This window comes from Streptomyces sp. NPDC001970 (assembly GCF_053594115.1).
Genome location: NZ_JBSFDW010000020.1, coordinates 73,684 through 94,365, shown reverse-complemented (window position 1 = coordinate 94,365; position 20,682 = coordinate 73,684). Strand labels below are relative to the sequence as shown.

21 protein-coding genes and 1 pseudogene are annotated in these 20,682 nt (G+C 71.1%); 10 read left to right on the top strand and 12 right to left on the bottom strand.

Annotation, left to right across the window (positions count from 1 at the left end; translation table 11 throughout):
• Window positions 1-113: 113 nt before the first annotated feature.
• From ACWCP0_RS23735 to ACWCP0_RS23725, 3 genes are all read left to right on the top strand, one after another.
• Window positions 114-1,214: a thiamine ABC transporter substrate-binding protein gene (locus ACWCP0_RS23735; RefSeq protein WP_451080810.1), complete on the top strand. Its 1,101-nt coding sequence runs from the start codon at window positions 114-116 to the stop codon at window positions 1,212-1,214.
• Window positions 1,215-1,288: 74 nt separating this feature from the next.
• On the top strand, window positions 1,289-2,923 hold the full coding sequence (locus ACWCP0_RS23730) for an ABC transporter permease (RefSeq protein ID WP_451080809.1): 1,635 nt from the start codon (window positions 1,289-1,291) through the stop codon (window positions 2,921-2,923).
• Complete coding sequence (locus ACWCP0_RS23725; protein ID WP_451080808.1) at window positions 2,923-3,945, top strand: ABC transporter ATP-binding protein; 1,023 nt, start codon at window positions 2,923-2,925, stop codon at window positions 3,943-3,945. The genes ACWCP0_RS23730 and ACWCP0_RS23725 overlap by 1 nt, the downstream gene beginning before the upstream one ends.
• A gap of 58 nt (window positions 3,946-4,003) precedes the next feature.
• Here the strand turns inward: ACWCP0_RS23725 and ACWCP0_RS23720 are convergent, their stop codons facing one another.
• The 5 genes from ACWCP0_RS23720 to ACWCP0_RS23700 all read right to left on the bottom strand — a co-directional run bounded on the left by ACWCP0_RS23720 (window position 4,004) and on the right by ACWCP0_RS23700 (window position 9,126).
• Window positions 4,004-5,137, bottom strand: a complete 1,134-nt coding sequence (locus tag ACWCP0_RS23720) for an LOG family protein (protein WP_451080807.1) — start codon at window positions 5,135-5,137, stop codon at window positions 4,004-4,006.
• A gap of 43 nt (window positions 5,138-5,180) precedes the next feature.
• Window positions 5,181-6,344 (bottom strand): hypothetical protein, encoded by a 1,164-nt coding sequence (locus tag ACWCP0_RS23715; protein WP_451080806.1) that lies wholly within the window; start codon window positions 6,342-6,344, stop codon window positions 5,181-5,183.
• Window positions 6,326-7,054: an ABC transporter ATP-binding protein gene (locus ACWCP0_RS23710; protein ID WP_451080857.1), complete on the bottom strand. Its 729-nt coding sequence runs from the start codon at window positions 7,052-7,054 to the stop codon at window positions 6,326-6,328. The genes ACWCP0_RS23715 and ACWCP0_RS23710 overlap by 19 nt, the downstream gene beginning before the upstream one ends.
• A 216-nt stretch (window positions 7,055-7,270) precedes the next feature.
• Window positions 7,271-8,650, bottom strand: a complete 1,380-nt coding sequence (locus ACWCP0_RS23705) for an aspartate aminotransferase family protein (protein WP_451080805.1) — start codon at window positions 8,648-8,650, stop codon at window positions 7,271-7,273.
• The gene (locus ACWCP0_RS23700) at window positions 8,635-9,126 is read right to left on the bottom strand and encodes an Lrp/AsnC family transcriptional regulator (RefSeq protein WP_262007703.1); all 492 of its coding nucleotides are present in this window, start codon (window positions 9,124-9,126) and stop codon (window positions 8,635-8,637) included. Before ACWCP0_RS23700 ends, ACWCP0_RS23705 begins: the two co-directional genes overlap by 16 nt.
• 191 nt (window positions 9,127-9,317) lie before the next feature.
• Here ACWCP0_RS23700 and ACWCP0_RS23695 point away from each other — a divergent pair, with 191 nt between their 5' ends.
• Window positions 9,318-10,757, top strand: coding sequence for a gamma-aminobutyraldehyde dehydrogenase (locus ACWCP0_RS23695; protein ID WP_451080804.1), 1,440 nt, complete (start codon window positions 9,318-9,320; stop codon window positions 10,755-10,757).
• 390 nt (window positions 10,758-11,147) lie between these two features.
• Window positions 11,148-11,414: pseudogene (locus tag ACWCP0_RS23690) on the top strand (hypothetical protein); the annotation flags it as partial.
• On the opposite strand, the gene ACWCP0_RS23685 reads toward ACWCP0_RS23690, so the two are convergent.
• Both ACWCP0_RS23685 and ACWCP0_RS23680 read right to left on the bottom strand, forming a co-directional pair.
• Window positions 11,388-11,945: a TetR/AcrR family transcriptional regulator gene (locus tag ACWCP0_RS23685; protein WP_451080803.1), complete on the bottom strand. Its 558-nt coding sequence runs from the start codon at window positions 11,943-11,945 to the stop codon at window positions 11,388-11,390. The pseudogene ACWCP0_RS23690 and the gene ACWCP0_RS23685 sit on opposite strands and share 27 nt — an antisense overlap.
• Entirely contained in the window at window positions 11,942-12,304 is a 363-nt protein-coding gene (locus ACWCP0_RS23680; RefSeq protein WP_451080856.1) for a DUF1304 domain-containing protein, read from the bottom strand. The genes ACWCP0_RS23685 and ACWCP0_RS23680 overlap by 4 nt, the downstream gene beginning before the upstream one ends.
• A 52-nt stretch (window positions 12,305-12,356) precedes the next feature.
• Here ACWCP0_RS23680 and ACWCP0_RS23675 point away from each other — a divergent pair, with 52 nt between their 5' ends.
• Window positions 12,357-12,485: a hypothetical protein gene (locus ACWCP0_RS23675; protein ID WP_451080865.1), complete on the top strand. Its 129-nt coding sequence runs from the start codon at window positions 12,357-12,359 to the stop codon at window positions 12,483-12,485.
• A gap of 111 nt (window positions 12,486-12,596) precedes the next feature.
• Entirely contained in the window at window positions 12,597-13,181 is a 585-nt protein-coding gene (locus tag ACWCP0_RS23670) for a hypothetical protein (RefSeq protein WP_451080802.1), read from the top strand.
• A 67-nt stretch (window positions 13,182-13,248) separates the two neighbouring features.
• Here the strand turns inward: ACWCP0_RS23670 and ACWCP0_RS23665 are convergent, their stop codons facing one another.
• The 4 genes from ACWCP0_RS23665 to ACWCP0_RS23650 form a co-directional block, all read right to left on the bottom strand.
• Window positions 13,249-13,458, bottom strand: a complete 210-nt coding sequence (locus tag ACWCP0_RS23665) for a hypothetical protein (RefSeq protein WP_451080801.1) — start codon at window positions 13,456-13,458, stop codon at window positions 13,249-13,251.
• A 154-nt stretch (window positions 13,459-13,612) separates the two neighbouring features.
• Complete coding sequence (locus ACWCP0_RS23660) at window positions 13,613-14,398, bottom strand: SAM-dependent methyltransferase (protein ID WP_451080800.1); 786 nt, start codon at window positions 14,396-14,398, stop codon at window positions 13,613-13,615.
• A complete protein-coding gene (locus ACWCP0_RS23655) occupies window positions 14,395-15,102 on the bottom strand; it encodes a glycerophosphodiester phosphodiesterase (RefSeq protein WP_451080799.1) in 708 nt (235 codons plus the stop codon). The genes ACWCP0_RS23660 and ACWCP0_RS23655 overlap by 4 nt, the downstream gene beginning before the upstream one ends.
• Window positions 15,103-15,112: 10 nt before the next feature.
• Window positions 15,113-16,138 carry an adenosine deaminase gene (locus ACWCP0_RS23650; protein ID WP_451080798.1) on the bottom strand — a complete coding sequence of 342 codons (1,026 nt, stop codon included), beginning with the start codon at window positions 16,136-16,138 and terminating at the stop codon, window positions 15,113-15,115.
• A gap of 109 nt (window positions 16,139-16,247) precedes the next feature.
• On the opposite strand from ACWCP0_RS23650, the gene ACWCP0_RS23645 reads away from it, so the two are divergent.
• Window positions 16,248-17,027 carry a DUF4190 domain-containing protein gene (locus ACWCP0_RS23645; protein WP_451080797.1) on the top strand — a complete coding sequence of 260 codons (780 nt, stop codon included), beginning with the start codon at window positions 16,248-16,250 and terminating at the stop codon, window positions 17,025-17,027.
• A gap of 75 nt (window positions 17,028-17,102) precedes the next feature.
• Here ACWCP0_RS23645 and ACWCP0_RS23640 read toward each other — a convergent pair whose 3' ends face one another.
• The gene (locus tag ACWCP0_RS23640; protein WP_451080796.1) at window positions 17,103-17,669 is read right to left on the bottom strand and encodes an NADAR family protein; all 567 of its coding nucleotides are present in this window, start codon (window positions 17,667-17,669) and stop codon (window positions 17,103-17,105) included.
• 175 nt (window positions 17,670-17,844) lie between these two features.
• Between ACWCP0_RS23640 and ACWCP0_RS23635 the strand changes: the two genes are divergently transcribed.
• Both ACWCP0_RS23635 and ACWCP0_RS23630 read left to right on the top strand, forming a co-directional pair.
• Window positions 17,845-19,362, top strand: a complete 1,518-nt coding sequence (locus ACWCP0_RS23635) for a gamma-aminobutyraldehyde dehydrogenase (RefSeq protein ID WP_451080795.1) — start codon at window positions 17,845-17,847, stop codon at window positions 19,360-19,362.
• 70 nt (window positions 19,363-19,432) lie between these two features.
• Complete coding sequence (locus ACWCP0_RS23630; RefSeq protein ID WP_451080794.1) at window positions 19,433-20,680, top strand: ABC transporter substrate-binding protein; 1,248 nt, start codon at window positions 19,433-19,435, stop codon at window positions 20,678-20,680.
• The last annotated feature ends 2 nt before the right edge of the window (window positions 20,681-20,682 follow it).

Genomic DNA, 20,682 nt, shown 5'->3' with positions numbered 1-20,682 from the left:
ATTCGGGGTAGGAAGTTCGGACGAGACTCAAGCTGTTGTGCCCTGCCCGGATCCCGTTCGCGGGACCCGGGCAGGGCCGCGTCTCTTCCTGGTCACCCCCAGGAGGACATTCAGTGAGCACCACCAAGAAGTTCACGGTCACGGCCGTGGCCGCCGCGCTCGGCATCAGCACGCTGGCGGCCTGCGGCGGGGGGGCCACGGACGCGTCGTCCGGCTCGGACTCCGGCAAGGCGTCGAAGACCGTGACGCTCGTCAGCCACGACTCCTTCAACGCCACCCCGGCGGTGCTCGAGGAGTTCACCGAGCAGACCGGCTACACGGTCAAGGTGCTGAAGAGCGGTGACGCCGTCGAGGCCCTCAACAAGGAGATCCTCACCAAGGGCTCCCCGCAGGGCGACGTCTTCTTCGGCGTCGACAACACCACCCTCTCCCGGGCCCTCGACAACGACCTCTTCACTCCCTACGAGGCCAAGGGCCTGGACCGGGTCCCGGAGGCCGTCCAGCTCGACAAGGACAAGCACCGGGTCACGCCGGTCGACACCGGCGACATCTGCGTCAACTACGACAAGGCGTACTTCGCCGGCAAGAGGGTCAGCCCGCCGCAGACCCTCGCCGACCTGGCCAAGCCCGCCTACAAGGACCTCCTGGTGGTCGAGAACCCGGAGCGCTCGTCGCCCGGCCTCGGCTTCCTCCTCGGCACCGCCGCCGCGTACGGGGACGAGGGCTGGCCGGACTACTGGAAGCAGCTGAAGGCGAACGGCGTGAAGGTCGTCGACAGTTGGGAGCTCGCCTACAACCAGGAGTTCTCGGGCTCCGCGGGCGGCAAGGAGGCGAAGGGCGACCGGCCGCTCGTCGTCTCGTACGCCTCCAGCCCGCCGGTCGAGGTCCTCTACGCGAAGCCGCAGCCCAAGGAGGCGCCGACCGGTGTCGCCACCGGCACCTGCTTCCGCCAGACCGAGGCCGCGGGCCTGCTCAAGGGCGCGAAGAACGAGGCAGGCGGCAAGGCCCTGCTGGACTTCCTGATCAGCAGGAAGTTCCAGGAGGACATGCCGCTCAACATGTTCGTGAACCCGGTGGTGAACGACGCCGAGGTGCCCGCCCTCTTCACCGAGTTCGGTGCCGTGGTCGACAAGCCGCAGACCATGGCGCCGGAGAAGATCGCCGACAACCGTGACCAGTGGATCCAGTCGTGGTCGTCACTCGTCCTGAAGTAACCGGGCGTACCGACCCGGGCAAACGCCGGGACGCACGCAGGACACTCCGCGGGAACGCGGCGCGGCTCGCCCTGATGGCCGTGCCCGTCGCGTTCTTCGCGGTCTTCTTCGCCTACCCCGTGACCGCGATCGTCGGCCGCGGACTCGGGGCGGAGGGGGGCGGGGGCGCCTGGCAGCTCGGCCGCATCGGCGAGGTGCTCGGCCGGCCGGACGTTCTGGACGTCGTCTGGTTCACGGTGTGGCAGGCGCTCGCCTCCACCGGGATCACGCTGCTGCTCGCACTCCCCGCCGCATATGTCTTCGCCCGCTTCGACTTCCCGGGGAAGCCGCTGCTGCGCGCGGTCGTGACCGTGCCGTTCGTGCTGCCGACCGTGGTCGTCGGCACCGCCTTCCTCGCGCTGCTCGGGCGGGGCGGACTGCTCGACGAGCTGTGGGGCGTACGCCTCGACACGACCGTCTGGGCCATCCTTCTCGCCCATGTCTTCTTCAACTACGCGGTGGTCGTACGGACCGTGGGCGGCCTGTGGTCGCAGCTCGACCCGCGCCAGGAGGAGGCGGCACGGGTCCTCGGCGCCGGACGGTTCGCCGCCTGGCGTCGCGTCACCCTCCCCGCCCTGACCCCGGCCGTGGCCGCCGCCGCGCTGATGGTGTTCCTCTTCACCTTCACCTCCTTCGGCGTCGTTCAGATCCTGGGCGGCCCCGCCTACTCCACGGTCGAGGTGGAGATCTACCGGCAGACCGCCGTCCGGCTCGACCTGTCGACGGCCGCCGTGCTGACACTGGTTCAGTTCGGGGCCGTCATCGCGATCCTCGCCGTGCACGCGTGGACCGTACGGCGACGCGAGACGGCCCTGAAGCTCGTCGATCCGGCGCTGACCGCGCACCGGCCGCGCGGGACGGGCCAGTGGACGCTGCTCGCAGCCGTACTCGCCACCGTCGTCCTGCTGATCCTCGCTCCGCTCGCGGTGCTGGTCGAGCGGTCGTTCGCCGGGGCGGCCGGGCCAGGCGAGTACGGCTTCGGCTTCTACGAGGCACTGGGGTCCGTGGAGGCGAGCGGAGGCACCTTCCTCGTACCGCCGCTGGCGGCCGTGTGGAACTCCCTCCAGTACGCACTCGCCGCCACCGCCATCGCCCTGCTGATCGGCGGCCTCGCGGCGGCCGCCCTCACGCGCAGGGCAGGACGGCTGGTCCGCGGTTTCGACGCGCTGCTGATGCTGCCGCTCGGCGTCTCCGCCGTCACCGTGGGCTTCGGCTTCCTCATCACGCTCGACGAACCGCCGCTCGACCTGCGCACGTCGTGGATCCTGGTGCCGCTCGCGCAGGCCCTGGTCGGGGTGCCGTTCGTCGTGCGGACCATGCTGCCCGTGCTGCGGGCGGTCGACACACGGCTGAGGGAGGCGGCTGCCGTGCTGGGCGCGTCGCCGCTGCGCGCATGGCGCGAGGTCGATCTGCCGATGGTGCGCCGGGCGCTGCTCGTCGCCGCGGGGTTCGCCTTCGCCGTCTCGCTCGGCGAGTTCGGTGCGACCGTGTTCATCGCCCGGCCCGACAACCCCACACTGCCGGTGGCCGTCGCACGGCTGCTGGGCCGCCCCGGTGCACTCAACTACGGGCAGGCGATGGCCCTGTCGACCATCCTCATGCTGGTCTGCGCGGCGGCCCTGCTGCTGCTCGAACGCATCCGGCCCGACCGTTCCGCAGGGGAGTTCTGATGCTGACGCTGGACGACGCGACCGTACGGTTCGGGCAGCGGGCCGCGCTCGACGCGGTGGACCTGGAGGTCGCCGACCACGAGATCGTCTGCGTGCTGGGACCGAGCGGCAGCGGCAAGTCGACGCTGCTGCGGGCCGTGGCCGGACTGCAGCCGCTGAACGCCGGGCGGGTTCTGCTCGGGGGAACCGACCAGGCGGGCGTGCCGGTGCACCGGCGCGGAGTCGGCCTGATGTTCCAGGACCACCAGCTCTTCCCGCAGCGCGACGTCGGCGGCAACGTCGCTTTCGGCCTGCGCATGCACGGCGTGTCCAGGGCGGAACAGCGGAGCCGGGTCGAGGAGTTGCTGGAACTCGTCGGACTGCCCGGCGCCGGGAAGCGGGCCGTCGCCGCGCTCTCCGGCGGTGAGCAGCAGCGTGTCGCCCTCGCTCGCGCGCTCGCGCCCCGCCCCCGGCTGCTGATGCTCGACGAGCCGCTCGGTCAGCTCGACCGGACGCTCAGGGAACGGCTCGTCGTCGAACTGCGCGGGCTCTTCCGGACGTTGGGCACCACCGTGCTCGCGGTCACCCACGACCAGGGTGAGGCCTTCGCGCTCGCCGACCGGGTCGTCGTCATGCGCGACGGCCGGATCGCCCAGAGCGGCACCCCGCGCGAGGTGTGGCAGCGGCCCGCCTCCGAGTTCGTCGCCCGCTTCCTCGGCTTCGACAACGTGGTGCCCGCAACGGTGACCGGCGAGGCCGCCGACACCCCCTGGGGCAAGATCCCCGTGCCGCCGGGCTCCCCTCAGGGCGCCGCCCGACTGCTGGTCCGCCCGGCGGCGGTACGACTCGGCGCACCGGACGACGGACTCCCCTGCACGGTCGAGTCGCTCACCTTCCGAGGGCACCACGTGGCCGTACGGCTGCGCCCCCACGACGCCCCGCCGCTGGAGGCGGAGTGCGGACCGAAGGACGCACCCGAACCGGGGGCGGTCGTGGGCGTGGCCTTCGCGGCTCAGGACGTCGTGGTGCTCAGGACGCCGTGACGGCGTCGCCACGCCCAGCGATCGGACGAGAGGGCCGCCCGGCTCACCGCCGGGGACGTCAGCCCGTCGTCAGCCGGGCCAGTGCCTGGGGGACCTCGTCCACCGAGTCGACCAGGGCGATACGGGACTCCATGGAGCGGTTGCCCGCAAGGGACCGGAGGAGCGGCCAGGCCGGGAGCTTCTCGGTCCAGTGGGCGCGGTCCACCAGCACCATGGGCGTGGGTTCGCCGCGGGACTCGTAGTAGTTCGGGGTCGCGTTGTCGAAGATCTCCTGGACCGTGCCGGCCGCGCCGGGGAGGAAGACCACTCCGGCGTTGCAGCGGGCGAGGAGGCCGTCCTCGCGGGTGGCGTTGGCGAAGTACTTGGCGATGTGACCCGCGAACGGGTTCGGCGGCTCGTGTCCGTAGAACCAGGTCGGGATGCCGATCGAGTCCCCGCCCTGCGGCCAGCGCGCGCGGACCTCGAAGGCGGCGGCCGCCCAGTCCGTGATCGACGGGGTGAACGAGGGGGCCTTGGCCAGGAGTTCGAGCGCCTCGTCGAGCATCTCGTCGGGGTGCGCCGACGCGTACGCGCCCAGGTTCGCGGCCTCCATCGCGCCGGGGCCGCCGCCCGTCGCCACGACCGGGCCGGTACGGGCCAGGGCCCGGCCGAGCCTGGCCGCGCCCGCGTAGGCGGAGGTGCCGCGGCCCATCGCGTGGCCGCCCATCACGCCCACCACCTGGGCCTCGGCCAGGAGTTCGTCGAGGGCGTCCGAGACGGCGTCGTCGTGGATGGACCGCAGCATCGACGCGTAGATGTCGCGGTCGGCCCTGGTCTGCTGGAACCACTCGTACGTGAGGGCGTCGGTCGTGCTCTCGTAGCCGCCGTCGGCAAGGCCGTCGAACAGTTCGTCGGGGGAGTACAGCAGCCCGCGGTACGGATCGAACGGCAGATCCGGTATCGGCGGGAAGACGAGCGCGCCCTCCGAGCGGACCTTGGTTGCGGCGTCGGGCTCCATGCGGCAGCCGAGGAACAACGCGCCGGTGGTGTCGGCGGAGAGCAGCGCGAACGTACGTGCCGTCAGGTCGACCGACTGGACGCGGTGCCCGGCGAGGGTGCCGCGCGCGACCACCTGGTCGAACTCCTCGAGGGTCTCGATCTCGCGGTCGTCGTCGAACGACGAGCCCAGTCTGCGCCTGTCTGCGTGCACCATGCGCCCCACGATAGGCCTCGGCCGGCCCGCCCCTGCGCCGGGGTCAGCGGCGCAGCGGGAGCGCCGCCAGCTCCGCCACCGCCCAGGTGAGCGGAGCGAAGACCACCAGCAGGACCACCGCCCGCAACGCCACGGACGCCCGGAGAACGGAAACCGGAGCGCCGAGGCCCAGCAGGCCCGCCCGGGTGGCCGCCCGGGTGTGCTTGACCTCCAGGGCGGAAATCAGGAGTGTCGCCGTCGTACAGGCCAGGACCAGGGCGGCCCCGAGCCCGGTCAGCTCGCCGAAGGGCCGCGGTACGTCCCCGCCGCCCGCGAGCGCCTCGGCCGCGATCAGGGCGGACGCCACCGCGCAGACGACCCCGAGCGGCTGCCCGATGCGGGCCGCGTCGTCCATCAGCGCCCGCCCCGCGAGCAGCCGCACCGCCCCGGGCCGTACGGCCTGCAGCACGCGCCCGCACAGATGCACCGTGCCGGGACCTGCCATCGCGAGCCCCAGCGCGGTCAGCGTCCAGCCCAGCAGCACCCCGCCAGGAGGATGCCCGGCGCCTCCGGCAACGCCGCCCGTCGCGCCTTCGCCCGCGTACGCCTCGACCGCGATGCCCGCCGCGGTGAGCGCGACGCCCCACGGGAGTCCGCTGGGCCCGGCTCCGGACCGGTGCCCTTCGCGCTCCTCCTCGACGTCCTCGCCCGACTTCGTACGGCGCGGGCGCAGCACGATCGCCGCGGCCCCCGCCCCGGTCAGCGGTACGAGCGCCAGGAGGGTGAGTGCGGCGCCGAGCGGCAGGGGCCCGCCGGCGGAGAGCTGCTCGGCGGCCGCCCCGTCGATCGGAAGCCCCGTCAGATCGCCCCGCATGTGCAGGAAGACCAGCAGCGCCAGCATGCTGCCGAGCGTGCACGACACGGCCGTCGACACCGCGGCCAGCGCGGTGAGACGCCTGGGTCCCAGACCGATCGCGGACAGCCCCGGCCGGGGCCGGGTGCACGGGTCCGTACGCGCCACGGCGACCGCGAGGTGCACGGTCGCGGCGAGCGGCGCCAGACACCACAGCAGCCGCAGCAGCGGTTCGGGGGTCGCCTCCGGCTGCGTCGCCGCTTGCGCCAGCGTGCACAGCAGCAGGAAGGCGACGCCGCCCGACGCCGCGGTGACCATCAGCCGGCGCAGCAGGACCAGGGGGTGGGCGCCGCGGGTCAGACGGAGAGCGAGCACTCGGCCCGGCCTTCCGCGTCGGAGCCGTGGGCGGAGTTGACGCGCCGGCCGTCGACCAGAGACACCGTGCGATCGGCGAGCGTCGCCACCTCCCCGTCGTGGGTGGCGAGGATGAGGGTGATGCGATGCGAGCGCGCCGCCGTGGTGAGCGTACGCAGCACGTGGGCGCGGTCGGCCTGGTGCAGCGTGGCGGTGGGCTCGTCGGCGAAGAGCACCGCGGGCGTGGTCACGAGCGCGCGGGCGAGAGCGATCCGCTGTCGCTGGGCCTGGAGCAGCGCGTGGGGCCGCTTGCGCGCGCATGCGCCGATGTCGAGCCGCTCCAGCCACTCCATGGCGGTGGCCCTGGCGACGCGGTGGGAGGAGCCGCGCAGCAGCAGCGGCAGGGCGGCGTTCTCCCAGGCGTTGAGCTCGGGCACCAGCTGAGGCTCGTGCCCGATCCAGCCGAAGCGGTCGCGGCGCAGCCGCTCACGGGTGAGCGCCCTCATGGTGTGGACGGGGCTGCTGTTGAACCACACCTCGCCCTGCTCAGGGACGAGCTGGCCCGAAAGACAGCGCAGGAGCGTGGTCTTTCCGCAGCCGCGCGGGCCGTTCACGGCGAGGATCTCGCCTTCGCTCACGCCGAGGGAGACTCCACAGAGGGCGGGCGAGCCGCCCAGGGAGTGGTGCAGGGAGCGTGCCCAGAGCACATCGTTGTCCGGCGGGGCCACCACCATGGCGTACACCTCGGTTCAGATCCGTTGTTCCGTTCCCCCGTACGGGGGAACGAGGTCGAGGCCGATCGGTCACAGCACCGTAGGGACTCGGAACGAGGTGTGCGGACAGCACGCGGCCCGGAGGCTCCCCTCTCACTCGAAGGGGTGCATCCGGGCCACGGGAAGCCGATGAGCGGATGGTCTGCAAGCGGCCTGTGACGCCTGCGGACCGGCCTACAGCTTGGTCCAGGCCTCCGAGAGGACCGAGCGCAGGATCTGCTCGATCTCGTCGAAGGTGGACTGGTCGGAGATCAGCGGCGGGGCCAGCTGGACGACCGGGTCGCCGCGGTCGTCGGCGCGGCAGTACAGGCCGGCGTCGAACAGCGCCTTGGAGAGGAAGCCGTACAGGACGCGCTCGGTCTCCTCCTCGTTGAAGGACTCCTTCGTGTTCTTGTCCTTCACCAGCTCGATGCCGTAGAAGAAGCCGTTGCCGCGGACGTCGCCGACGATCGGCAGGTCGTGGAGCTTCTGCAGCGTCGAGAGGAACGCGCCCTCGTTGTCGAGGACGTGCTGGTTGAGCTTCTCGCGCTCGAACAGGTCGAGGTTGGCGATGCCGACGGCCGCGGAGACCGGGTGGCCGCCGAAGGTGTAGCCGTGCAGGAAGGTGTTGTCGCCCTTGTAGAACGGCTCGGCGAGCCGGTCGGAGATGATGCACGCGCCGATCGGTGAGTAACCCGAGGTCATGCCCTTGGCGCAGGTGATCATGTCCGGTACGTAGCCGAACTTGTCGCAGGCGAACGTCTTGCCGAGGCGGCCGAAGGCGCAGATGACCTCGTCCGAGACGAGCAGTACGTCGTACTGGTCGCAGATCTCACGGACCCGCTGGAAGTAGCCGGGCGGCGGCGGGAAGCAGCCACCGGCGTTCTGCACGGGCTCGAGGAAGACCGCGGCGACGGTGTCGGGGCCCTCGAAGAGGATCTGCTGCTCGATCTGGTCGGCGGCCCAGCGGCCGAAGGCCTCCGGGTCGTCGCCGTACAGCGGGGCGCGGTAGATGTTGGTGTTCGGCACCTTGTGCGCCCCGGGCACCAGCGGCTCGAACGGGGCCTTCAGGCCCGGCAGGCCGGTGATGGACAGGGCGCCCTGCGGGGTGCCGTGGTAGGCGACCGCACGCGAGATGACCTTGTACTTGGTCGGCTTGCCCACGAGCTTGAAGTACTGCTTGGCGAGCTTCCAGGCGGTCTCGACCGCCTCGCCGCCGCCGGTGGTGAAGAAGACCTTGTTCAGGTCGCCCGGGGCCTCGTTGGCGAGCCGCTCGGCCAGCTCCACCGCCTGCGGGTGGGCGTACGACCACACGGGGAAGAAGGCGAGTTCCTGCGCCTGCTTGGCCGCGACCTCGGCGAGCTCCTTGCGGCCGTGGCCTGCCTGGACCACGAACAGGCCGGCGAGGCCGTCGAGGTAGCGCTTGCCCTTGTCGTCGTAGATGTAGGTGCCCTCACCACGCACGATGGTGGGAACGGGCGAGTTCTCGTACGACGACATGCGGGTGAAGTGCATCCACAGGTGGTCGTAGGCGGTCTTGGAGAGGTCCTTGCTCACGGCTATCGGGTTCCCCACATATAGGTCTGCTTCTTGAGCTTGAGGTAGACGAAGCTCTCGGTGGAGCGCACACCGGGGAGGGTGCGGATGCGCCGGTTGATCACTTCCAGCAGGTGATCGTCGTCCTCGCAGACGATCTCCACCATGAGGTCGAACGAGCCCGCCGTCATGACGACGTACTCGCACTCGGACATGGCAGTCAGTGCGTCGGCCACCGGGTCCAGGTCGCCCTCGACGTTGATCCCGACCATCGCCTGACGCCGCAGACCCACGGTGAGCGGGTCGGTGACGGCGACGATCTGCATCACGCCCTGGTCGAGCAGCTTCTGGACGCGCTGCCGCACGGCCGCTTCGGAAAGGCCCACGGCCTTGCCTATCGCGGCGTACGGACGGCGTCCGTCCTCCTGCAACTGCTCGATGATCGCCAGGGAGACGGCATCGATCGTCGGGGACGATCCGCTCCCGGTCCTGGAGTCTGTGCTTCGGCTGGCCACGGGCATCACTGTGCACCGGAGTCGTCGATCCCGCAACCCATGAGCGATGAAATTCGTTGTTGTGAGGAAGAAATCTCACCGATTTCGAAGGTAGTGGGCGTCGGGCCTGTCGAAAGCGTCACCTGGCGGGCTAGCCTGAGCGTCGTAGTGTGGGGGTGTCTCACCCATCGGACATCTGAGGAGGGGTGGCTGTGACCACCGAACTGCGTCGTCTGCGCAACTACATCGACGGAGAATTCCGGGACGCCGCGGACGGGCGGACCATCGAGGTGGTCAACCCGGCCACGGGCGAGGTGTACGCGACCTCACCGCTCTCCGGTGAGGCGGACGTCGACGCCGCCATGGCCGCGGCCGCCGCGGCCTTCCCGGCCTGGCGCGACACCACGCCGTCGGAGCGCCAGCGGGTGCTGCTGAAGATCGCGGACGCGTTCGAGGAGCGGGCCGAGGAGCTGATCGCGGCCGAGTCGGAGAACACGGGCAAGCCGCTGGAGCTCACCCGCACCGAAGAGATCCCGCCCATGATCGACCAGATCCGCTTCTTCGCGGGCGCGGCCCGGATGCTCGAGGGCCGCTCGGCCGGTGAGTACATGGAGGGCATGACGTCCATCGTCCGCCGCGAGCCGGTCGGTGTCTGCGCGCAGGTCGCGCCGTGGAACTACCCGATGATGATGGCGGTCTGGAAGTTCGCGCCGGCGCTGGCCGCGGGCAACACCGTGGTGCTGAAGCCGTCCGACACGACCCCCGCGTCCACGGTCCTGATCGCCGAGATCATCGGCTCGATCGTGCCGAAGGGTGTCTTCAACGTCCTGTGCGGCGACCGCGAGACGGGCCGCATGATGGTCGAGCACCGGGTCCCGGCGATGGCGTCCATCACCGGTTCGGTACGGGCGGGCATGCAGGTCGCCGCGTCCGCCGCGAAGGACGTCAAGCGCGTCCACCTGGAGCTGGGCGGCAAGGCGCCGGTCGTCGTCTTCGAGGACACCGACATCGCGAAGGCCGTCGAGGACATCTCGGTGGCGGGCTTCTTCAACGCGGGCCAGGACTGTACGGCGGCGACGCGTGTGCTCGTGCACGAGTCGATCCACGACGAGTTCGTGGCGGCGCTCGCCAAGGCCGCGAAGGACACGAAGACGGGTCAGCCGGACGACGCGGACGTGCTCTACGGCCCGCTGAACAACGCCAACCAGCTGAAGCAGGTGGCCGGCTTCATCGACCGCCTGCCGGCGCACGCCAAGGTGGAGGCGGGCGGTCACCAGGTCGGCGACAAGGGCTACTTCTACGCCCCGACCGTCGTGTCCGGCCTCGTGCAGGACGACGAGATCGTCCAGAACGAGGTCTTCGGCCCGGTCATCACGGTCCAGTCCTTCCGCGACGAGGAGCAGGCGGTCGAGTACGCCAACGGCGTGGAGTACGCGCTGGCGTCGTCGGTGTGGACGAAGGACCACGCGCGGGCGATGCGGATGTCCAAGGTGCTGGACTTCGGCTGCGTGTGGATCAACACGCACATTCCGCTGGTGGCCGAGATGCCGCACGGCGGCTTCAAGAAGTCGGGCTACGGAAAGGACCTGTCGGCGTACGGCTTCGACGACTACACGCGGATCAAGCACGTGATGACGTCCCTGGACGCGTAACGCCTCCGGCGGGGCCGGGAGTTGACCGCGTGCGGCGTCCCGTGTGCCCCGTGCCCCGTCGGGGCGGCAGTCGAAGGGCGGGCCACAGGCCCGCCCTTCGGCGTTCCTGCCCGCGGCGGGCGGTGGCGCCTGTGGCGGGTCTCTTTCCCGCCTCGCCCCGGCCCGGAACCGTTGCCGGGCGTACTTCGAGCCCGTCCGGCGTTCGAGGGCGGACATCGGGCTGAAGAGACGGTCTTGGGCGCGCTTCGAGCCGCTCGGCGTTTGCGGTGGACACGAGGCTGAGCGGATGGTCCCGCGGAACCTGCTCGTCGGTGCTGGGCGCGCTTCGAGCCCGTGCGGCGTTTCGAGGACGGACACCCGGGCCCGCCAGGCGTACCGATCACGCCCTGCGGCATGCTCTGGGGCGCGGGCGTCACGCTGCTCGGCGCCGCCCTCGGCAAGATCGAGTTCGTCCACAAGAACATCGGGGCGATCCTCATCGCCATCGTGCTCATCTCGGTCCCCCCGATCGTGATCCCGGCACCTCGGCGGCGGCCACGGCCGGGGTCTGGGGGCTTGCCCCGGTTTCGGGATGGGCGGGGCAAGGATGAAGCCCGCCGCAGGCGCTCGCTCGCACGCGAGCCGCCGCGGCTACGGCAGCGCAGTCGTGTGCAGTGAGAGCAGCAGGCGCCACACTCGGGCCGCCATCGCATCCGGTGACGCCGGAATGCGGTCGTGGAGCCAGTCGGCCAGGACGCCCGTGAACGTCGCCGCCACCGCCGACGCGATCAGATCGGGTTCGGGCGCGCCCGCCAGCGCGCGCTCGTCGCGGCTGCGGGCACGCAGTTCGCGGTGGAGGAGGTCGCCCAGCGGCCCGCCGCCGCCCTCGCGGAGCAGCGTGCGGTAGAGCGCGGCGTGCGGGGCGATCCGGCCGAAGAACGACGTCAGCGCGGCAGGCGGGACCGCCGGATCCGGCACCCCCCGCCACGCGTGCAGCGCCTCCACCGCGTCCCGGACGATCTCGGCGCAGGCGTCCACCGCGAGCGCGTCCAGATCCGGGTAGTGCAGGTAGAACGTGGCGCGCCCGAGGCCCGCACGGCGGACCAGCCCCGCGACGCTGACCTCCGCCAGCGGCCCCTCGGCGCACTCCTCCAGCAGCGCCCGCCGCAGCCGGGCCCTGGTGCGCTCCGCCCGGGGGTCCCCGCTCATCCCGCCACCAGCACGGCGGCCAGCGCGAGCGCGCCCGGCAGGGCCTGGGCCACGTAGATGCGCCGGTTCGCGGTGGCGCCGCCGTACAGCCCGGCGATCACCACGCACGCGAGGAAGAAGACCTGCACCCGGTGGCCCGTCGGGTCCGCGACGACGAGCCCCCACACCAGTCCGGCCGCCAGGAACCCGTTGTACAGCCCCTGGTTGGCCGCCAGCGGCGCCGTCGCCCGGGCCAGCTCCGCGTCGAACCCGGACAGTCCCCGCCCCGGCGCCCGCTCCCACAGGAACATCTCCAGCCCCAGGATGTAGACGTGCAGCGCGGCCACCAGGCCGACCAGGACATGCGCCGCCAGATTCATGATCGCCAATCGATTTAATGGACAGGTGTCCAGTAAGTGTAGACACATGTCGATGATCGGCAGGTTGGCGGGGCCCGCGCCCCGGGGTGCGATGCGCGAGCGGCTCGCCACAGCCCGGGACATCACGCCCGAAGAGCGTACGGAATTCGCGAAGCGGTGGAACGGAATCGTCGGCCTGTAGCGGACTCGGCGTCACGGGAGTCCGCCGTCCCCGTGCGGGACGAGGAGAGGCCGGGACTCACCATCGGCCCCCAGTTTTTGAACATGTTCAGAGAAGGCGTACGCTGCGGGCATGAGCGAACGAGCCCTCTTGCGGCGCATACGCGTGTGGTTGGTCCTGTTCATCGTCTGCCTGGTCCTCAGCGGACTGACGGCCTTTCCCCTGGTCACCGAACTCCACCTCGTCCACGACGCCCTGACGTCCTGGGCCTCCCCGGTCGCGGACACCTTCCCGGCTCTGTCCGAGTGGATCGAGCGGGTGCGGCACGGCGCGGAGGTCGCCGACGAGCAGTACCCGTTCCTTCTGTACGGGACCGACTGGCTGGCCTTCGCGCACCTGGTCATCGCCGTCGCCTTCCACGGCCCGTACCGCGACCCCGTACGCAACATCTGGGTCGTCGAGTTCGGCATGATCGCCTGCGCCGGGATCATCCCGCTCGCGCTGATCTGCGGCCCGATCCGGGGCATCCCCTTCTGGTGGTCGGTCATCGACATGTCGTTCGGAGTCGTCGGGGTGATCCCGCTGCTGTACGTGCGACGGCTGATCAAACGGCTGGAGGCGCTGCCCGCGGCCCAGCATGCCGAGCCGACCGAGCCGACCGAGCAGCCTGGACCGGCCGGAGCCGCGGCTGCCCGGTCCGGCCCCCGGTCGGCCTAGCCGAATACCCCGCCGCGGATGCGCGGGTCGGAGCCGGGGAAGTGCGTGCCGCGCAGGCCGAGCGGCTTCAGAACGCGGCGGGGCATGCCTCGTCCTCGTACCGCTCGCCCGTCACCCGCTCGATCGGCAGCCCCGCGATCGCGTGGACGACCACCTGGCCGGTGTACGGGAGGGGCTGTCCCGGCCCGTCGACCGCGAGTTCGTACAGCGCGCTCGTCGCCAGAACGGCCGACAGCACCGCGACCGGTGCATGGCGGCGCCAGAGCAGCGGCAGCACGGTCAGGGTGGTGGGACCGTACGCCTCCCTGGTCGCCGCCGGCAGTGCGGGGCGCGCGGCGCGACGAACGGCAGGGTGACCGCGGCCTGCACCCGCAGGGTGAGCCCCAGGTCCACCGCCCACGGCCGGGCGGCCCATGCCCCCCGTATGGCCACTACGGCTTGCGGCCCACCGCGCCGAACTGGGCAACCTCCGCGGCCGGGTCCCCCTCGGCGCGCCAGCGCGCACAGGAGACGATGCCCGGTTCCAGGATCTCGAGCCCGTCGAGGAAACCGGTGAACTCGGCGCGGCTGCGGGCGGTGATCGGCGGGGTCGCGTTCTCGTTCCAGAACGCCATCGCCTCGGCGTTGCCCTCCCCACCCAGCTCGAGTGTCGGGTGCGTGAGCGCGAGATGGCTGCCGGACGGTATGGCGTCCATGATGCGGCGGACGATCGACGTGGCCTCGTCCGTGTCGAGGACGAAGTTGAGGATGCCGAGCATTATCACCGCGACCGGCCGTGACAGATCGAGCGTCGGCTCGACCGACCGCAGGATGTCGTCGGGGCGGTGGGCGTCCGCGTCGATGTACTCGGTGCGGCCCTCCGACGTGCTGGTCAGCAGCGCACGGGCGTGCGTCAGCACGATCGGGTCGTTGTCGACGTACACGATCCGTGCGTCGGGGGCGACGCGCTGCGCGACCTCGTGGGTGTTGTCGACGGTCGGCAGCCCCGTGCCGATGTCCAGGAACTGCCGCACCCCCGCCTCGCGGGCGAGGAAGGTGACCGCCCGGCCCAGGAACGCCCGGTCCGAGCGGGCGACCTGACCGATGCTCGGGTACATCCCGGTCACCTGGTCACCGACCTGGCGGTCGATCAGATAGTTGTCCTTGCCGCCGAGCCAATAGTTCCAGACCCGGGCGTTGTGGGCGATGTCGGTGCGGATCCTGGAGTTGTCGGTCACGCGAAGTGTCCTTTTCCGGCACGGGACTTGAGGAGTACCGAGGCGAGCGTATCGACTCGGTTGGTCGTGATCGAGTCGACCCCGCGGCCGACGAGACGGCGCATCGTACGGCGTGTGTCGGCGGTCCAGGCGGAGAGCAGCAGACCGTCCGTGTGGACCCGGTCCGCGAGCTCCCGGCTCACCAGACCGAAGCGGTAGTTGAGCCAGCGCGGCCGCAGCGCGCCCAGCAGGGCCGGCCGGGGCGGGGCGAGCGTCGTCCAGGTGAGGGCGATCTCCGCGCCCGGGTCGGCGGCGCGGACCGCGAACATGCCGACCGGGCCGCCCGTGTAGTAGACCCGCTCGTCCGCGCCGCACTCGCGCACCGTGCCGACGATCGCGCGCACCGCCGCGTCGTCGGCGCCTGGCAGATCGAGCATCAGCCGGTGGCCGCGCACCGAGATCAGCGCCTCGCGCAGGGTCGGCACCCCGCCGGACGTCAGCTCGGTCAGCTGCGCATGCGTGAGCCGGGCGAGCGGACGGTCGTGGCCCCAGAGCCGCTTGAGCGTCTCGTCGTGCAGCAGCACGGGCACCCCGTCGCGGGTCAGCCGGACGTCGACCTCGACGGCGTCCGCACCATGGGCGATCGCCGAGTGCAGCGACGGCAGCGTGTTCTCGCGGGCGACGTAAGGGTCGCCGCGGTGCGCTACGAGCGTGACGGTACGCATGGGCTCGGCCTCACTCGGCCAGCCACTGCTCGGTGTAGGTGTCGATCTCGGTGGCGATCCGCGCCTTTCCGGCCGCGTCGAGGAACGACGCCTCCACCGCGTTCTTCGCGAGCGCGGCGACGCCCCGCTCGTCCAGCTCCAGCAGCCGGGCGGCGACCGCGTACTCGTTGTTGAGGTCGGTTCCGAACATCGGCGGGTCGTCGCTGTTGACGGTCACCAGCACTCCGGCGGCGACCATCTCCTTGATGGGGTGCTCATCGAGGTTCGCCACGGCCCGGGTGGCGATGTTGGAGGTGGGGCAGACCTCCAGCGGGATGCGGTGCTCGGCCAGGTGGGCCAGCAGCTTCGGGTCCTGCGGGGCGCTGGTGCCGTGGCCGATGCGCTCGGCACGCAGCTCGTTCAGCGCGTCCCAGATGGTCCCCGGCCCCGTCGTCTCACCGGCGTGCGGCACGGACCGCAGCCCCGCGGCGATGGCCCGGTCGAAGTACGGCTTGAACTGCGGCCGCGGTACTCCGATCTCGGGCCCGCCGAGGCCGAACGAGACCAGGCCCTCCGGGCGGAGGTCGACCGCGAGCCGCGCCGTCTCCTCGGCCGCGTCGAGCCCCGCCTCGCCGGGGATGTCGAAGCACCAGCGCAGCACCACGCCGAGCTCGGACTCGGCAGCCTTGCGGGCGTCCTCGATCGCCTCCATGAAGCCCCGCTCGGGGATGCCCCGGCGGGTGGAGCTGAACGGTGTGATGGTCAGCTCGGCGTACCGGATGTTCTGCCGGGCCATGTCGCGGGCGACCTCGAAGGTCAGCAGGCGGACGTCCTCGGGGGTGCGGATGAGATCGACGACCGAGAGATAGACCTCGATGAAGTGCGCGAAGTCGGTGAAGGTGAAGTAGTCGGCGAGGGCGTCAGGGTCGGTGGGGACCTGGGAGTCCGGGTGCCGGGCGGCCAGTTCGGACACGATGCGCGGCGACGCCGAACCGACGTGGTGGACGTGCAGCTCGGCCTTGGGAAGCCCCGCGATGAAGGGGTGCAGATCGGTCATCGGGTTCCTCCGTGTGCTGAGCCGTCCGGGTCAGGGATCATCGTAGGCGGGGTGGGTGCCGTGCTGCGCGCAGCCCGTAGCATGACGAGTTCACGATGGGGGAGGGCCCATGCCAGAGCAGAGCGACCAGCCGCCGGGCGGCGGATACGAGCCGAACGACCCGTGGGCCCCGCCGGAGCGCCGGGCTCCCCAGGACCATCAGGACAGGGTGGATCTCGGCAAGACGGCGCCGCAGGCGCAGCCGCCTCGCCCCGCCGTCCACGACCAGCCCACGGTGACGTCGATGCCCTCGGCCGGGGTGCCGGGTGCCGGGTCGGACACGGGGGGCGACGGGGCCGTACCGCCTCCGCCGACAGCCCCGGGCGGGCCCGCCCGGACCACGCCCGGCCCGTACGGCTACCCGGCCGCCCCCGGGTACGGCTACCCCGGGGCGCCGGGCACGGCGCAGACCGGTGCCCCCGGCTACGGCTACCCGGTCGCGCCGGGCGCCCAGGCCGGTGCACCCGGCTACGGATACCCCGGGTACCCGGGGTACTCCGGCTCCTGGGCCATGGGGACCCAACCGCAGAACGGTATGGGCACGGCCGCGATGGTGCTCGGCATCCTCGCCGTCTGCCTGTTCTGCATGTACGGCATACCCAGCCTGATCCTGGGCGTGCTCGCCCTGATCTTCGGCATCCTCGGCCGCAAGCGCTACCAGCGGGGCGAGGCGAACAACAAGGGCCAGGCCCTCGCCGGCATCATTCTCGGCTCCATCGGCATCGCCCTGGGTCTCGCCATCATCGCGTTCTTCGCGTGGATCGTCGCGAACGCCGACGAATGGGAAGAGAGCGGCGTCGACGAGGACCCCTGGGCGACGACGCTGGTCGTCGACGCCGCCCCGCGCTGATCACTGCCCGACCGGACGGGAACGTCCGGGCGGCCCCCCGCGCCGCCCGGCCGCCCTGCCCCTCGGGCCCCGGCGTCAGCCCTGCTCGGCCCGCAGGCGCTCGCGCGCCTCCATCAGCGCGAAGCCCAGGAGATTCAGCCCCCGCCACTGCGCGGGGTCATGGGCCCGCTCGTCGTCCGCCGCGAGGCCGATTCCCCAGATGCGGTCCAGCGGGCTCGCTTCCACCAGCACCCGGTCGCCGGTCGAGAGCAGGAACTCCCGCAGGTCGGCGTGCTGGGCGAACTTGTGCACGTTGCCCTCGGTCACGATCCCGAACCGCTCGCGCTCCCATATCTCCCCGCTGAAGCCGCGCACGAGACGGCCCGTCTTCTTCGCGAGCGCCGGATTCGCCGCCGCGACCGCCGTGCGCTCCGCGTCCGCGTCGCCGAACAGCCGCGCCTTTCCGGCCATCATCCAGTGCTCCGCGGTCGCGTACTCCACTCCGTCCACGGTGAACGGCGCAGGCCACCACTGACTCAGGCAACTGGCACCGATGGTCCCGTCGCGTCGCGGCGCATGACCCCAGAAGTGCAGATACTTGACCCGTCCCCCACCTCTGATCCGCTCGACCAGGGCCTCGGCGGTGATGCTGGTGATCCCCATGCACGCGAGTCTGGCATCCGCCACTGACACTCCGTACGGGGATGGTCGCCCGGGCGCGACACATGGTCGACCGAATCCGTCGCGTAACCAAATGGCAACTACGGAATCACTTGTTGGCGAAAGTTCACTCTGTCAGGATCGGCACTCAATTCGAGCTGGGACAACGGAGAGCGTCATGGGCAACCGCTTCCAGGCACAGGACCGTTTCAAGGACGGCGCACAGTTCGTCGGCGGCCGACTGAGCCCCGGCACATCGGGCCGGCACCACGCCGTCGTCGATCCCGCGACCGGAGAGCAGGTCCTCGAGTACGAGCTGGCGGGCACCGCCGACGTGGACGCGGCCGTCGCCGCCGCGCGCGAGGCGTTCCCCGGCTGGGCCGGTGCCACCCCCGGCGAGCGGTCCGACGCCCTCCACCGCTTCGCGTCCGTGCTCGCCGAGCAGGCAGAGGACCTCGCCCGGGCCGAGTCGCTGCAGTGCGGAAAGCCGATCAAGCTGACCCGCGAGTTCGACGTGCCCGGCACCGTGGACAACACCGCGTTCTTCGCCGGCGCCGCGCGCCATCTCCAGGGGCAGTCCGCGGGCGAGTACAGCGGCGACCACACCTCGTACGTACGCCGCGAGCCGGTCGGCGTCATCGGCTCCATCGCGCCCTGGAACTATCCGCTCCAGATGGCGGCCTGGAAGATCCTCCCGGCCATCGCCGCGGGCAACACCATCGTCCTCAAGCCCGCCGAGCTCACCCCGCTGACCTCCCTGATGTTCGCCCGGGCCGCGGTGGAGGCCGGGATCCCCGACGGTGTCGTCAACGTCGTCACCGGCGCAGGCAGGGAGGCGGGCGAGCATCTCGTCGGGCACCCGGACGTCGCCATGACGTCCTTCACCGGCTCGACCGCGGTCGGCAAGCGCGTCGCCGAGATCGCCACCGCCACCGTGAAGCGGCTCCACCTGGAGCTCGGCGGCAAGGCGCCCTTCGTCGTCTTCGACGACGCGGACCTGGAGGCCGCCGTGCAGGGCGCGGTCGCCGGCTCGCTGATCAACAGCGGCCAGGACTGTACCGCCGCGACCCGCGCCTACGTCCAGCGCCCGCTCTACGACGCGTTCGTCGCCGGCGTCGCCGACGTGATGGCGGGCGTACGCCTCGGGGACCCCTTCGACCCGTCCACGGATCTCGGCCCGCTCGTCTCGCACACCCAGCGCGACCGGGTCGCGGGCTTCGTCGACCGGGCCCGCTCGTACGCCACCGTCGTCACCGGCGGCAAGGCGCCAGGCGGGGACCTGGAGAAGGGCGCGTACTACCTGCCGACCCTGATCGCGGGCGCCGCCCAGGACAGCGAGGTCGTCCAGTCCGAGATCTTCGGCCCGGTCCTGGTCGTCCTGCCCTTCGACGCGGACGACGAGGGCATCGCGCTCGCCAACGACACCCCGTACGGTCTCGCCGCCTCCGCCTGGAGCCGTGACGTGTACCGCGCGGGCCGGGCCACCCGCGAGATCAAGGCGGGCTGTGTCTGGGTCAACGACCACATCCCGATCATCAGCGAGATGCCCCACGGCGGATACAAGGCCAGCGGGTTCGGAAAGGACATGTCGGCCTATTCCTTCGAGGAGTACACGCAGCTCAAGCATGTGATGTACGACAACACCGCGGTGATCAGGAAGGACTGGCACCGCACGATCTTCGGGGACCGACCGTAAGGACCTGCGGCTACCGCCGCGCCGCTCGCCGCCCGACCAGCGGCCTCATCCACCCGAAAGGGAACAGCGCATGGAGCACTACCAGTCCGACCGCCTCTCCGCGGCCCAGCTGGCCGCTGTGCAGCGCAGTATGACGAACGGCCGGGGCGCCCTCTCCCGCCGCTCGCTGCTGCGTGCGTCTGGCGTCGGCGCCCTCGCGATCGGCGGTGCCGGGATGCTGAGCGCCTGTGGCATCCCGCCCGCCAAGCGCGAGGGCGACGCAGCGGTCTCGGACGACCATTCGGCCAAGGAGAAGCGCATAGCCTTCTCGAACTGGACCGAGTACATGGACATCAGTGAGGACGAGAAGAGCCGTCCCACCCTGGAGGCGTTCACCAAGCGCACCGGGATCACGGTCAAGTACACCGAGGACATCAACGACAACGTCGAGTTCTTCGGCAAGATCAAGCCGCAGCTCGCGGCCGGCCAGGACACCGGCCGAGACCTGATCTGCGTCACCGACTGGCTGGCCGCGCGGATCATCCGGCTCGGCTGGGCGCAGAAGCTCGACCCGTCGAACCTGCCGCACGCGTTCGCCAATCTGTCCCCCCAGTTCCGCAGCCCCGACTGGGACCCGGGCCGGGCCTACTCGTACCCCTGGACCGGTATCTCCACGGTCATCGCGTACAACTCCAAGGCCACCGGCGGCCGCAAGGTGGAGTCCGTCACCCAGCTGCTCGACGACCCCACGCTCAAGGGCCGCGTCGGCTTCCTCACCGAGATGCGCGACTCGGTCGGCATGACCCTGCTCGACATGGGCAAGGACCCCGGGAAGTTCACCGACGCCGACTACGACGCCGCGATCGGCCGGCTCCAGAAGGGCGTCGACAAGAAGCAGATCCGGCGCTTCACCGGCAACGACTACACCTCGGACCTGGACAAGGGCGACCTCGCGGCCTGTCTCGCCTGGGCCGGTGACGTCATCCAGCTCCAGGCCGACAACCCGGACATCAAGTTCACGATCCCGTCGGCCGGTTACATCACCTCCAGCGACAACCTGCTGGTCCCGGCCAAGGCCCGACACAAGACCAACGCCGAGAAGCTCATCGACTACTACTACGAGCTTCCGGTCGCCGCGCAGCTGGCCGCGTACATCAACTACGTCTGCCCGGTCGACGGTGTGAAGGACGAGCTCGCCAAGATCGACCCCGCCCTGGCCGCGAACACGCTGATCCTCCCGGACAAGGCCATGGCCGCCAAGTCCCACGCCTTCCGCTCGCTCAGCAGCAAGGAAGAGACGGCGTACGAAGAGAAGTTCGCCAAGCTCATCGGCGCCTGACC

What these genes read in the sequence shown, in the direction of transcription:
- ACWCP0_RS23730 (WP_451080809.1), top strand. Translation starts at nt 1,289, where the DNA reads ATGGCCGTGCCCGTCGCGTTCTTCGCGGTCTTCTTCGCCTACCCCGTG.
- ACWCP0_RS23725 (WP_451080808.1), top strand. Translation starts at nt 2,923, where the DNA reads ATGCTGACGCTGGACGACGCGACCGTACGGTTCGGGCAGCGGGCCGCG.
- ACWCP0_RS23720 (WP_451080807.1), bottom strand. Translation starts at nt 5,137, where the DNA reads ATGGTGCACGCAGACAGGCGCAGACTGGGCTCGTCGTTCGACGACGAC.
- ACWCP0_RS23685 (WP_451080803.1), bottom strand. Translation starts at nt 11,945, where the DNA reads ATGAGCGGGGACCCCCGGGCGGAGCGCACCAGGGCCCGGCTGCGGCGG.
- ACWCP0_RS23680 (WP_451080856.1), bottom strand. Translation starts at nt 12,304, where the DNA reads ATGAATCTGGCGGCGCATGTCCTGGTCGGCCTGGTGGCCGCGCTGCAC.
- ACWCP0_RS23675 (WP_451080865.1), top strand. Translation starts at nt 12,357, where the DNA reads ATGATCGGCAGGTTGGCGGGGCCCGCGCCCCGGGGTGCGATGCGCGAG.
- ACWCP0_RS23670 (WP_451080802.1), top strand. Translation starts at nt 12,597, where the DNA reads ATGAGCGAACGAGCCCTCTTGCGGCGCATACGCGTGTGGTTGGTCCTG.
- ACWCP0_RS23655 (WP_451080799.1), bottom strand. Translation starts at nt 15,102, where the DNA reads ATGCGTACCGTCACGCTCGTAGCGCACCGCGGCGACCCTTACGTCGCC.
- ACWCP0_RS23650 (WP_451080798.1), bottom strand. Translation starts at nt 16,138, where the DNA reads ATGACCGATCTGCACCCCTTCATCGCGGGGCTTCCCAAGGCCGAGCTG.
- ACWCP0_RS23645 (WP_451080797.1), top strand. Translation starts at nt 16,248, where the DNA reads ATGCCAGAGCAGAGCGACCAGCCGCCGGGCGGCGGATACGAGCCGAAC.
- ACWCP0_RS23640 (WP_451080796.1), bottom strand. Translation starts at nt 17,669, where the DNA reads ATGGGGATCACCAGCATCACCGCCGAGGCCCTGGTCGAGCGGATCAGA.
- ACWCP0_RS23635 (WP_451080795.1), top strand. Translation starts at nt 17,845, where the DNA reads ATGGGCAACCGCTTCCAGGCACAGGACCGTTTCAAGGACGGCGCACAG.
- ACWCP0_RS23630 (WP_451080794.1), top strand. Translation starts at nt 19,433, where the DNA reads ATGGAGCACTACCAGTCCGACCGCCTCTCCGCGGCCCAGCTGGCCGCT.